This window comes from Prevotella melaninogenica ATCC 25845 (assembly GCF_000144405.1).
In the GTDB taxonomy this organism is placed as follows: domain Bacteria; phylum Bacteroidota; class Bacteroidia; order Bacteroidales; family Bacteroidaceae; genus Prevotella; species Prevotella melaninogenica.
This window is the reverse complement of sequence record NC_014371.1, coordinates 792849-805366: the sequence shown is the minus strand read 5'-3', so window position 1 is coordinate 805366 and position 12518 is coordinate 792849. Positions and strand designations below refer to the sequence as shown.

At 36.0% G+C, this 12518-nt stretch carries 10 protein-coding genes and 2 pseudogenes; 3 read left to right on the top strand and 9 right to left on the bottom strand.

Annotated elements, in window-relative coordinates; all coding sequences use genetic code 11:
• Positions 1–163: 163 nt before the first annotated feature.
• The 9 genes and pseudogenes from HMPREF0659_RS10165 to HMPREF0659_RS13045 all read right to left on the bottom strand — a co-directional run.
• Entirely contained in the window at positions 164–691 is a 528-nt protein-coding gene (locus tag HMPREF0659_RS10165) for a hypothetical protein (RefSeq protein WP_044046080.1), read from the bottom strand.
• A 262-nt stretch (positions 692–953) separates the two neighbouring features.
• The gene (locus tag HMPREF0659_RS10160; RefSeq protein ID WP_013265216.1) at positions 954–1427 is read right to left on the bottom strand and encodes a hypothetical protein; all 474 of its coding nucleotides are present in this window, start codon (positions 1425–1427) and stop codon (positions 954–956) included.
• A 50-nt stretch (positions 1428–1477) separates the two neighbouring features.
• A pseudogene (locus HMPREF0659_RS13050) lies at positions 1478–1576 on the bottom strand (RHS repeat domain-containing protein); the annotation flags it as partial.
• 1066 nt (positions 1577–2642) lie between these two features.
• Positions 2643–3116 (bottom strand): hypothetical protein, encoded by a 474-nt coding sequence (locus tag HMPREF0659_RS10150; protein WP_013265804.1) that lies wholly within the window; start codon positions 3114–3116, stop codon positions 2643–2645.
• Between the two features lie 135 nt (positions 3117–3251).
• The gene (locus tag HMPREF0659_RS10145) at positions 3252–3596 is read right to left on the bottom strand and encodes a hypothetical protein (RefSeq protein WP_013265120.1); all 345 of its coding nucleotides are present in this window, start codon (positions 3594–3596) and stop codon (positions 3252–3254) included.
• A 7-nt stretch (positions 3597–3603) separates the two neighbouring features.
• Positions 3604–3903, bottom strand: a complete 300-nt coding sequence (locus HMPREF0659_RS10140) for a hypothetical protein (RefSeq protein ID WP_036925686.1) — start codon at positions 3901–3903, stop codon at positions 3604–3606.
• A 650-nt stretch (positions 3904–4553) separates the two neighbouring features.
• Positions 4554–4784: a hypothetical protein gene (locus HMPREF0659_RS12660; protein ID WP_146160291.1), complete on the bottom strand. Its 231-nt coding sequence runs from the start codon at positions 4782–4784 to the stop codon at positions 4554–4556.
• Positions 4785–4895: 111 nt separating this feature from the next.
• A complete protein-coding gene (locus HMPREF0659_RS10135; protein WP_044046079.1) occupies positions 4896–5411 on the bottom strand; it encodes a hypothetical protein in 516 nt (171 codons plus the stop codon).
• A gap of 756 nt (positions 5412–6167) precedes the next feature.
• Positions 6168–6351, bottom strand: a pseudogene (locus HMPREF0659_RS13045) (hypothetical protein); the annotation flags it as partial.
• A 1086-nt stretch (positions 6352–7437) separates the two neighbouring features.
• On the opposite strand from HMPREF0659_RS13045, the gene HMPREF0659_RS10125 reads away from it, so the two are divergent.
• The 3 genes from HMPREF0659_RS10125 to HMPREF0659_RS10115 all read left to right on the top strand — a co-directional run bounded on the left by HMPREF0659_RS10125 (position 7438) and on the right by HMPREF0659_RS10115 (position 12513).
• A complete protein-coding gene (locus HMPREF0659_RS10125) occupies positions 7438–7815 on the top strand; it encodes a hypothetical protein (protein ID WP_013265397.1) in 378 nt (125 codons plus the stop codon).
• Between the two features lie 130 nt (positions 7816–7945).
• Positions 7946–9049, top strand: coding sequence for an Mrp/NBP35 family ATP-binding protein (locus tag HMPREF0659_RS10120; protein WP_004359657.1), 1104 nt, complete (start codon positions 7946–7948; stop codon positions 9047–9049).
• 353 nt (positions 9050–9402) lie between these two features.
• Positions 9403–12513 carry a SusC/RagA family TonB-linked outer membrane protein gene (locus tag HMPREF0659_RS10115; protein ID WP_013265872.1) on the top strand — a complete coding sequence of 1037 codons (3111 nt, stop codon included), beginning with the start codon at positions 9403–9405 and terminating at the stop codon, positions 12511–12513.
• Positions 12514–12518 lie beyond the last annotated feature (5 nt).

Below are 12518 nucleotides of genomic sequence, written 5' to 3'. Positions count from 1 at the left end.
TTCAGAATATTTCGATAATTCGAGATGTAAATAACTGCCTCCCAATAACATACATGAAATACCAGAGACTATATTAAAACCTATGCTATTAAATGAATGATTCCACGAAATTATAACAAATGTAAAAGTTATTACATGTAATGCTATAACCCCAATAATATTCTTATCCGTTTTCATTATTAATATGTTTGATACCATTGGCAAAGGTGTTCAATTCATTAATAAATAATTTGAACTCTTCCTCTGCTGAATTTATCTGAGGGTTGCACCAATAAAAAGATTCTCCATCATTTCCCATCTTAAAATACTCTATTCCTGTTTCTAATAAATTTTCCCACATGTTTGAAATATTAGAAATCTTACTTTTTGAGAAAGTCCCTATAATAATTAAAAGATGTCCCAAATAGAAGCTTTCATCTTCAACTATCATAGAAATTACCTTTTTGCTTAGATTTAAATTCTTAGTATAAATTATTTTTCTTGAGTTAATACTATGATATTTGCTTTCTGGGTCTATATCATAGAGAATTGATGTCTTCGTTGGCTTCATCTCAAAAAGGAAAACAGATTTTCCTTGTACTTGACGGAAAATAAAATCAGAAATATATTTAAGCTTTGAATCTAAAATGACAGTATCAAGTTCATTAATAAAATTTAGGTTCAAAATTTGATATCTTTTATATTCTAACATAGCTTACTTTTTTAAATTAAATGTTTTACTCCTCCTTATCCTAACCATGATTCTCTAAAAGAATATAAGCTTTCGACCGAATAAATTATATTGATAAGATGTTTCTCTGCCGTTTGAACACTAAATGGTTTCATGGTTGTAATCCTTTGTTTTCGTGTAGCTATTGACCATCAGATGTAAAGTTACAATGTTGTAAAGCCAAACCAAATTATTTTATTAGCTTTTAACGAAGCACCTTGAACAACAATTGAACTACCTATTTTTATATTAGTTTTAGATACCATTGATTAGATTTTACAACGATTATATCCTTTTTATGTGAAAACGCTAATATGGCTATCCGAAAACGATAAAAATTGACACTCCACAAACTGCTTTTCCCAAAGTCAATAATTAAAGGATCCCTTCGATTAGTAAAAGTTATTTTTACATATAGCCCCCAAATTGGTGTTGAACAAAAAAATATGTGCGATATCTCCTCCCATGAAATCTTCATATTTCCTTCCTTTTCTGTAATTAGTAAGCCCAACTCATTTATGACTATTTTTCTTTTGCGAGTTTTTACTAATCCATAAACCAGAATGATGATTATAAATACTGAAATCAAAAGTATTATTTTCATATTGCTTTGATCATTATTCATAATATCATCTACTGATAATGCGAATGGTATTAACATTATCAATAACAATAAGAAGAATGTAGGATATGTCTGTATATTAAAATCTTTTGCCATTAGAAGTAAACCTTTTATAAATTGTTTAACGTAAGAAAACATTGAAGGTGTTATCTTGCACCATAATAGTACAGACCTGTTTTCTCATCGACCTGTTTGCCATTGAACTTATATGGCAGGTCCTCACTGCTACTATGCTCATCAACTAATTTCATTTTAATAGACATAGTAGTGGAATTTTCATTATGAAGTGTCCATTTATTTTTCTTTTCGTCAAATGTATATTGGACTTCTGAAATAATTTTCTTTCTTATACCAGATTTGTATGAACAATGCAACCTGACGATTATATTCCCTTTTTTTATAAATAAAATAGGCCAACCGATAACGTAATAATTCTTTTTGATGTATTTTTTATATTCAGAACCTTCAATGACATTCTCTTGTTGGTTTTTGAAAAACCAACTTGGAAAATATTCCTTATTTATATATATTAAATGCCGAGGGACTCCTGATCTTTCCAAATAGCCAATCGCTCTATTAACGGCCTTATCATAAATACTGTCAAAGTCTATAAGTTTTCCTTGCTTCTTAGCATTATCAGGCTTGTAATATAAGTCTTTCTGAGAGATTTTTATTGCCTTAAAAGTTTTATTATCCACATTAAAGAGTGATGTATATCCGTCTGTAAAAGCCCACATTTTATCTTGTCTGCAAAAGATCTGCCCTATCTCTATTAGCAGTGTATCCCTGCCTATCATTTGTAAAAGCGGATATCCTACAAGATTCTTTCCTATTATAAGTTTACCGTTCTTAAGGTGTAAATTATTCCAGCCCTTTATTCTTTGAACATTAAAACCATATGGATTATAATTATTGACGAGATAGAAATCTTTTCTGTCAAATTTATCTTTCCACCTGTCAGGTACTGTTCTTAAGAAATTATAGTATGAGATTTCCAATGCTTTGTTTAGAGAAGCATTCTGCCCTTTTACATTTATACAAAATAAAATCAATACAATACAGAGCTGAATAAAAATGAGTTTCTTTTTCATTTCTTGAATGATTATTATTGTTCTATAACGAGAATCGCCTTCATACCTCTTCTTGTTACTCTTAGAAGGCAATACCCTATGATGCTCCATTGGTAAAGACACCCTCCATCGTACCATAACACTTCATGATGCACTGACCACCTGTGTTATAGGTGTAGCAGCTTGTCTTGCTGTTGCCAAATATAGACATGTGGCCTTTTCTCTATCTGTGTATTTATTTTTATATTAGCTTTAGATACCATTGATTGGATTTTACAACTATTATATCCTTTTTATGTGAAAACGCCAATATGGCTATCCGAAAACGATAAAAATTGACACTCCACAAACTGCTTTTCCCAAAGTCAATAATTAAAGGATTCCTTCGATTAGTAAAAGTTATTTTTACATATAGCCCCCAAATTGGTGTTGAACAAAAAAATATGTGCGATATATCCTCCCATGGAATCTTTATATTTCCTTCCTTTTCTGTAATTAGTAAGCCTAACTCATTTATGACTATTTTTCTTTTGCGAGTTTTTATTAATCCATAAACAAGAATGATGATTATAAATACTGAAATCCAAAGTATTATTTTCATATTGCTTTGGTGATTATTCATAATATCATCTACTGATAATGCAAATGGTATTAGCATTATCAGTAACAATGAAAAAAAGGTAGGATATGTATATATATTAAAATCTTTTGCCATTAGAAGTAAACCTTTTATAAGTTGTATAACCATAAGAAACCTTGAAGGTGTCATCTTATCTTTTTCAAAAGGGTACTATGAGTCGGTTTTATTTTTAAATTCATAAGGTCACATTTTGTATTATACAAGTCCTACTTAAGAAATATCTTCTATTTTAACATTGCAATTATAAAACAGTAAATCCACATATTGACCATCTAATGTATTCACCGTTAAAAACAATTTTTTATCTGCAATATGCATATCTAAAATCATACTTATAATTCCAATATGATCTTCTAAATCTTTATATCGGTTATCCACTGATAATTTACTTTTTGCATACTCCCATTTCTCAATAATAAGTTGGCATTTCTTCTCTACGAACCTCCCATTATCATAATAAGCCGCAAAATAAACTACAATTTTATGACCATCAATGTCATAATAAACCCCAGTCGTAATCTCATCATCAAATGAGAATAACAAGTTCTTTTTCATATAAAATTTATTTTATTAATGGTTTGTTTATAGACGGTCTACTTTTTAAGAATACAATATTAATAGTATCAGACACATGTAAACGTGATGTTTCTGACACAAAACCGATATAAGCTTGATTTTCATATAAGAATCTATAGCGCAGCACTGGATCGGAAGTCTTTCCTGTTAATCTCTCTTCAATAATAGCCTTTGTGTGAATTGTTTCACCATACTTTAATAAAACATCTGTAACTAATGAAAAGTAAAGAGCATAAGATATGCCGCCTACTATTATAAAAACAGCTAAAATATTCTTTATTTTCATTTTAAACGTTGGTTGATGCTTTTTTGAACTGTCTGTAAGAGACGGTATCGGAATTCAGTGGTGAGAATAGGAATAATGTGTGGGTAGGAAATGTATGTTAGGCAGGGACATTATTCCCCTTCTTTGCCGTTCATTACAGCATTGAGGAGAAGTTTTCCTACACCACAACCCGACATCCACTGTGAGGTCTTGTGCCTGCAGACGTCCTTTGTTATGTGTTATGTTGTGGCTATACTTTTCAGGATTAGTCTCTTTTTGGAAAGAACAGTCATATCGAGCATAGCAATTTCAAAGGCAAATATACAACTTTATTTTGTAAAAGGGTCTTAAAAACATGGGAAAAGGAGAAAAGATGGAGGGTATTGTATGTGTAAATGTAACCAAGAGGGAATCATTTAACCTAAATCGATCATTAGACTACAATATGTACATTCTTACGATAGTATGGTATTGTTTCCTAACATCTTTTTTATCGACATTTTGTCTGTCTTTGTAACTTGACGTAGCCCGCTACGCCTGCGTTCCAAAGCCAAACAATCTACTCGATACTAAAACCAAAAATGTTTAGGCTCTAATGACCGAATTGGGTAAAACCTCTAATTTAGTTTTATTTTTAGTTGCTGTCACTTTTAACACTTCGTGTAATGGGTTTATAGATAGTAGGTTAATGTCAAAAGTGAAGTGACAGGAATGACAGCAAAATCGAAAACAGTATGCAATCGGCATTTCCGTTCTACACCAGATAGTTTCAAATTTACACCTTGTCTTACATCCATCTTTCCAGTAGATAATATGGAGAGTGGCGCACCCAAGGCTGGTGCCTGGTGTCGTGTTAGGATGCGGAGTCTGAGTCCATTGTCAAAAGAGCTCTTTTTCTTCATGTTCCGATTACTACTGTCCCGTTAAAGAGGACTAATAGCTCTTTGAATTAATTGAACTACAGTCTTTTGCAAGAGAGAACTCGATTGTCCTCTCTTTCCGGGGTTATTTGATTAATATTTAACTGGTCTCGATATTAGCGGGATACTAATGTGTTCCGATTCATAAGTCGTAAATGCAAACCAATTACGAATAGCTTTTATATTATATGAATGGTCATAATAAATCGTTAAGACCAATACAGGGTGTATAATAATATTATATATAGATGTAGAAAACAGATTGGAATTTTCTTTTTTTATCAGAATTCGATGCTCCCTACAATAAGTGTTTCCTGAATATACAGTATCCAGCATCTCTGTTGTGGACATCAGTAATTCTTTGCGTCCACCATAGTCGGAAGTAAAAATTTCACTGCCCTCTTTATAAAATTTAATTACTTCTTCAGACTCTTCTTCTCTTTCTTCGAAAATTGTTGTTGTGTCATTATTCTCACATATTTTATAAGATTTGACATTATCTACAGGGAGTAAAACATGTTGTGATTTAGAGTTACATGATCCCCATACGCCAAGCCCTATCATCAACACACAATAATTAATAATTCTTTTTGTATTCCTTAAAATCATGATCAAATGTTTTTTTAATTACTGTTTTGTTCAATTAACTCGGATTTAATTGCTCTATACAACTTAGTTCCCTGTAAATTAGGGTACTTTTGTATTAAATCATGATGTTCTTTGTCAGTCGATGTGCTATAATCATAAATCGTTTGTTTAAGCTCAGTAAATGCAGGGAAGAAGACATCTGGCTTTCTCTATGCCTGCAACTCATATTTATCTCCTAATATTTGCATTTCTTCATGATGCGTTCGCCAGCAGTGTTGGATGTATAACAGTTCGCCTTACCGTTTGCATGGATAAGGGTGTTCAAATTATCATACTCATGCGTATGCAAACTCCTTCTTAGCGATAGACTTTCTCAACTATGCCGTGAGGTTGCTCACCGCATCGTAGGTCATCATTTATTTTTCATTCTTAGGTTTTCTCAATCACGAATCCTTTTGATAAATTTTAGGCAGCACAAATATAAACAAACTATCGTAAATAAAAAAATAATATCCCATAAAAAAGGCTCTATGAGTAATTTATTGTATGGAAAAGTAGGATCATACTTTGCACTCGTTAAATGGATAAAAATAAAAGGGAAGCCAATATCTATCTTCCCATCAGTAGAAAAAGAAATTATATTGAATAACAATGATAGAATATTTATCAAAGCATATAGGACAATAATCGATATAGCCTGCCTCATAATTTCTTATCTGTTTTCTTTATTACTACTATTTTTTGAGAATTATGCTAATCTACTCTGGATTAATATCAGTTCTCCATTGCAGTCTGACCGCCTGCTGTAAGGTTCATCACCTGCAGACGTTCACGCTGCTCGTCATATGTATAGGTAGTCTCGGTGCCATTACCAAGCTTCGTATAGGTCGTATGACCGTCTTTTGTCGTAACCTATTCTGTCAACAATAACGCTCTGACGTCCCTGTTTATTGCTGCCCAAAAGTGTTTTTCATGCGGAGATAGTTGTGGATAGTGCCAAGGAATCAATAGAAAGGAAAACCTACCATGTCAACTATCGGGCAGCCAATCTATAACATTGTTTGTAACTTAATGAGTTGATACCTTGAAAAGAGTAGGTTGTTGGGCGTGTATTGGTTTGCGAAAAATACTTACATGTTTTTGAATAAGAGCCTTAAAATAAAGGAGAAAAATAAGTATAACCAGATGGTTTGTAACTGTCAGTAAGTCAGTTTGTTATAATGAAGTGTTTTAAAAGATGCTTAATTGGACTTCAAAAGGGCGTTAGTAAGCCTTCTAAAGGGCACCTATTGGAAGCTAATTAGGCATCTTTAAGAAGCTTAAAGAGTATGTATTGATAATTAAGCGTTTGAAACAATTTTACAAATATAGGTGGGTTGTGTAAAAAGAGGTCGCTTCCTAAGATAGAATAATAGGCTAAAGTTCTTATCTAATAAGGCACACGGAGACATAGAGAGACAGAGGTAAACGTAATATCATGGGTTCTTCTGGATTTTGGAGTGATAAGGTTTGTTATTTAAGGTTAGGTTTCTGAAGAAATGTCACACGGAGACACGGAGAGGACGGAGGATTATTAAAACAAAGCAATGGAAGTCACGGAGGCACCGTCGGGCATAGAGCGACGGAGCTTGTTAGCCAATTCTATTAGCAATTTATATACAAAGCGTTTATCCCAGAATAGTTATCAAGAATCTGTATGCTACACCTCCGTGCCATTGCGTTACCTCCGTCCTCTCCGTGACTCTGTGTGCCTTATAATATAAGACTTTTAGTTTATCACTCCATATTTCGGAAGAACCATATCATGGAGGTATCAAAGATACAAAGAGCGGCGATACCGAAAAAATAAAAGATGTTAGGAAACAATACCATAGTAATAAAAACTATACATTTTGTGGACTAATGACAGATTTAGGTTTAACGAATGAAGCCAATTTATCATACTTTACGTAATGTATTCCTTAAGAAAAAACTTGCAGTATTGGGATTTTGTTGCTATCTTCGCAGACACGAAAGCCATCAATGGCATCTGAATAAGAATCAAAACATGGGAAGAAATAAATTCGCAGAAGACGAGATAAAAGAAATAGCAAAGCTACTCCGACTGAAGAATGCGGGTAATCGGGCGAAACAGAAATTGGTTCGTCATGACCTCCGTACAATTTATGAATTTAATATCTCTGACTTCAATGAGCCCGGTAAGGCTTTCGGTGAAGAGGAGTTACAGGGTGCTATCCAACGAGGAGCTATTCAGATTCTTGATGATGCCACTATCGCTGATATGAAGGCAAAGCGTGCGCGTGATAAGGCGCGTGATGAGGCTACACGTGAGCAGCAAGCCATTGAAGCGGGAGAGATGACCGACTGGAAAGCTGTTGCAAAGGAATGGGAAGAATGGGAGAACTCGCAAAATAACGGTAACTAATGTGTCCGATTATTTTGTGGCATTCTTTTTGTTAACTTAAAGAAGTAAGTGAAATTCTAATAAGAAGGAATATAAGCTTTTATAGCAGTGAGATAGCTTCATTCTCCAAAGATTATAAAATAATAAAACAATGACATTATATCCGAAACTCATTACAGATGCACTGGAGAAAGTAATTTATCCAGGAACGAAAAAGAATATTATTGAAAGTGAGATGTTGGCAGATACACCCAGCATCAATGGTAATAAAGTAAGTTTCACGCTTATTTTCCCACGTGAGACCGACCCATTCCTCAAGTCTACTATTAAGGCTGCTGAGGCTCAGATTCACTATTCTGTTGGTAAGGAAGTTGAAGTAACCATTACAACAGAGTTTAAGAATGCGCCACGCCCAGAGGTGGGTAAGTTGTTGCCTCAGGTGAAGAATATCATTGCTGTTAGTTCAGGAAAGGGTGGAGTAGGAAAGAGCACCGTCTCAGCTAACCTCGCTATAGCCTTGGCACGCCTTGGTTATAAGGTAGGTTTGCTCGATACCGATATCTTCGGTCCAAGTATGCCAAAGATGTTCGGTGTAGAAGATGCTCGTCCATACGGAGTAGAAAAGGATGGACGCCAGCTTATCGAACCTGTGGAGAAGTATGGTGTGAAGTTGCTTTCTATCGGTTTCTTTGTCAATCCAGACACAGCAACCCTTTGGCGAGGAAGTATGGCAACCTCAGCTCTTAAGCAGCTTATTGCTGATGCTGATTGGGGCGAACTCGATTACTTTATCCTCGATACACCACCAGGAACCAGCGATATTCACCTGACACTCATGCAGACACTTGCTATTACGGGTGCAGTAATCGTGTCAACTCCTCAGAATGTTGCATTGGCAGATGCACGTAAGGGTATTGATATGTATCGTAATGACAAGGTGAATATCCCAATTCTCGGTTTGGTTGAGAATATGGCATGGTTTACTCCAGCTGAACTTCCTGAGAATAAATATTACATTTTTGGAAAAGATGGTTGCAAGAACTTAGCAAAAGAACTTGGATGTCCGCTACTTGCTCAGATTCCAATTGTACAGAGTATTTGCGAGAATGGTGATAACGGAACACCAGCAGCGTCACAGGTTGACACCATTACAGGTCAGTCGTTTCTCAGTCTTGCGCAGAGTGTAGTCACTGTTGTCAATCGTCGCAATAAGGAACAGGCTCCAACAAAGATAGTTGATGTAAAGAACGGGTAAACGGCATTTACGTGTTTATATATAAAAAAAATAGAGATATACGTGTTGGCGTATATCTCTATTTTTTGCAATAACAAATATATTATTTACTTTTTTTTATAAAAAGGAGGGCTGTTTACAAATTTATTTTATACTTTTGCACTCGTTATTATGAGTTAATTGACCTAACCTATTATTCATTAATAATCTTTACGTTTATACGTTAAACAACCTGTGTAAATAAAAAATGTTTCTTTATTCATCATTACCTTACTATAATAAGGTGATAGTGTTGTAATGCAGTTGTTCATGCAGCTGTTATTAATAAGTAACAATTAGGAACCTAAAATATAAATATTTAAACCCTGAACCTAATGAGAATGATTCATGAAACAAAGCAGAAGCATCTGTATTTCTCAGTCGCTTTTGCCCTTTCTATTGCGTTAGCTCCAACGAGTGTTTATGCAGTAGGAAATCCCGTAGGCTCACCTGATGCTTCTATGCCTCAGGCTGTGCAACAAAACGGCAATCACAAGGTAACTGGTCGCGTTGTTGACTCTGCTGGTGAGCCACTGATTGGTGCCACTATTATGGTGGAAGGAACCAAAGAAGGTGCTGTAACGGATATTGATGGTAACTTTACTATCAATACCACGTCAAAGGCAAAGTTGGTTATCTCTTATGTTGGCTATACTACCCAGACAATCCCTGTGGGCGACAAAACCACCATCGATGTTACGCTTAAAGAAGTTGCAAACACAATGAATGAGGTTGTTGTGACAGCCTTGGGTATTAAACGTGCTGAGAAAGCTTTGAGTTACAATGTACAGTCAGTAGGCTCAAATGAGTTGACACGTAACAAAGATGCTAACTTTGTGAACTCATTAAACGGAAAAGTAGCTGGTGTTAGCATTTCTAAGAGTGCCAGTGGTGTCGGTGGTGCAACACGTGTAATCATGCGTGGTGCCAAGTCTATCGAAGGTGATAACAACGTATTGTATGTTATTGATGGTATTCCAATCTTCAATTTCAGTGGTGGACGCGATAGCGGTATCATGGGAGAAGGCCGTGTAAGCAGTGAAGGTATTGCCGACCTCAACCCAGAGGATATCGAGAGCATTAGCGTCTTGGCTGGTCCTTCTGCTGCAGCCCTCTATGGTAGTAATGCTGCTAATGGTGCTATCCTCATCACCACAAAGAAGGGTAAAGAAGGACGTGTAGACATTTCTTTCTCAAGTTCTGCAGACTTTAGCTCACCATTGTTGATGCCAAAGTTTCAGAATACGTATGGCAACAAGCTTGGTTCTTATGAGAGTTGGGGTGAGAAACTCGCAACACCAAGTTCATACGATCCCAAGAAGGACTTTTTCCGTACAGGAACGAACTTCATCAATGCTTTGACATTGAATATGGGTAATGAGTTTAATCAGACTTTTGCCTCTGTAGCAACCACCAATTCACGTGGTATCGTACCAAATAATACTTACGATCGTTACAACTTCACCATCCGTAACACTACGCGTATGTTTAAGAATAGGGTGCAACTCGACCTTGGTGCATCTTATATCAAGCAGAAAGACAATAACATGGTGTCACAGGGTGAGTACTGGAACCCAATCGTCGCAGCTTATCTCTTCCCACGCGGTGAGTCATTTGAGGGAATCAAGACCTTTGAGCGTTACGATAACGTGAGAAACTTCCCAACTCAGTATTGGCCAATCAGTGATAGCCGTTTTGCTAATCAGAACCCTTATTGGACGGCTTATCGTAACTTAGCACCAGACGATAAGGATCGCTTCATGTTCAATGCTGGTCTTACTTATAATATCTTTGATTGGTTGAGTGTAGCAGGTCGTATTCGTCTCGACAAGACGTTTATCACAAGTGAGCGTAAGATTTATGCTTCTTCATTCAATTACTTTGCCAAGGAGAAGGGCGCTTATGATTACTATGATTATAAGGATCATCAGACTTATATTGACGCTATTGCCAATATTAATAAAACCTTTGGTAAGTTCAGTCTTGCTGCCAACGTTGGTTATAGCTATTCTGACTATGCATCTCTCACCCGTGGTTATGGTGGTAACTTAGTGTTAGTTCCAAATAAGTTCTCTTTGAATAACATAAATCCAACTGATAGCAAGATTCGTGAGGCTGGTGGTGACTCAAAGGTACGTAACGTTGCTGCTTTTGCAAGTGCCGAATTGGGTTGGAGAAGTATGGTTTATCTTACTTTGACAGGTCGTAACGATTGGAACTCACGTCTTGTAAACTCATCTGAGGAATCATTCTTCTATCCATCAGTTGGTTTATCTGGTATTATCTCAGAGATGACAAAACTCCCTTCATTCATTTCTTATTTGAAGGTTCGTGGTTCTTACACTGAGGTTGGTTCTCCTGTTTCACGTTCAGGTATGACACCAGGTACTATTACAACTCCAATCGTGGGTGGTAGCTTGAAATCTACTGATATCTATCCATTTACTGATTATAAGGCAGAGCGTACAAAGTCATACGAGTTCGGTTTGACTGCTCGTTTCTGGAAGAAGTTATCATTCGACTTCACTTGGTACAAGTCTAATACTTACAATCAGACATTTATCGGTGAGTTGCCAGAGAGCTCTGGTTACAAGGCTGTTTACTTGCAGGCAGGTAATGTAGAGAACCGTGGTGTCGAGATGGCATTAGGCTATAGCGATAACTTTGGTGGTTTGCAATGGAACTCATCATTGGTTTACTCTAAGAACGTCAATGAGATTAAGGAGATGGTGAAGGACTACCATCACCCATTGAGTCCAAAGCCGATCAATATCCCTGAAGTATCAAAGGATAATGGCCGTGTTCTGCTTAAGGTGGGCGGTTCTATCAATGATATTTATGCAAGAAAGGTATTGGCAAAGGACAATCAAGGCTTTGTAAATGTTAGTCCATCAGGTGGTATGAACTTAGAGACTGTTGAGCCTATCTACTTAGGTAAGACTACCCCAGACTTCACAATGGGTTGGAACAACAACTTCACTTACAAGAACTTCGGGCTTAGTTTCTTGATTAATGCACGTGTTGGCGGTATTGTTACTTCTTCAACACAGGCATTATTAGACCGCTTCGGTGTGTCTAAGGCATCAGCTGATGCAAGAGATGCTGGTGGCGTGATGATTCCAAATCAGGGCTTGTATGATGCAAAGAAGTATTATACACTTGTTGCTACAGGTGAGAACGACCTCGCAGGTTACTATACCTACAGCGCAACAAACGTTCGTTTGCAGGAACTTACTTTGAGCTATAAGTTTAATTCAAAGCTGTTTAATAATGTCATTAAGGATTTGACACTTTCATTTGTGGCTACAAATCCATGGATGATTTATTGTAAAGCACCTTTCGATCCAGAGCTTACTGCTTCAACAGGTACATACGGACAGGGCAATGATTATTTCATGCAGCCAAGTCTGAAGAGTTATGGTTTCAGTGTTAAATTCAAATTCTAATTGAA

Bases quoted from the DNA above. Each gene is read 5' to 3' on its own strand.
- HMPREF0659_RS10165 (WP_044046080.1), bottom strand. From the start codon at position 691: ATGTTAGAATATAAAAGATATCAAATTTTGAACCTAAATTTTATTAAT.
- HMPREF0659_RS10160 (WP_013265216.1), bottom strand. From the start codon at position 1,427: ATGGCAAAAGATTTTAATATACAGACATATCCTACATTCTTCTTATTG.
- HMPREF0659_RS10150 (WP_013265804.1), bottom strand. From the start codon at position 3,116: ATGGCAAAAGATTTTAATATATATACATATCCTACCTTTTTTTCATTG.
- HMPREF0659_RS10145 (WP_013265120.1), bottom strand. From the start codon at position 3,596: ATGAAAAAGAACTTGTTATTCTCATTTGATGATGAGATTACGACTGGG.
- HMPREF0659_RS10140 (WP_036925686.1), bottom strand. From the start codon at position 3,903: ATGAAAATAAAGAATATTTTAGCTGTTTTTATAATAGTAGGCGGCATA.
- HMPREF0659_RS12660 (WP_146160291.1), bottom strand. From the start codon at position 4,784: ATGAAGAAAAAGAGCTCTTTTGACAATGGACTCAGACTCCGCATCCTA.
- HMPREF0659_RS10135 (WP_044046079.1), bottom strand. From the start codon at position 5,411: ATGATTTTAAGGAATACAAAAAGAATTATTAATTATTGTGTGTTGATG.
- HMPREF0659_RS10125 (WP_013265397.1), top strand. From the start codon at position 7,438: ATGGGAAGAAATAAATTCGCAGAAGACGAGATAAAAGAAATAGCAAAG.
- HMPREF0659_RS10120 (WP_004359657.1), top strand. From the start codon at position 7,946: ATGACATTATATCCGAAACTCATTACAGATGCACTGGAGAAAGTAATT.
- HMPREF0659_RS10115 (WP_013265872.1), top strand. From the start codon at position 9,403: ATGAGAATGATTCATGAAACAAAGCAGAAGCATCTGTATTTCTCAGTC.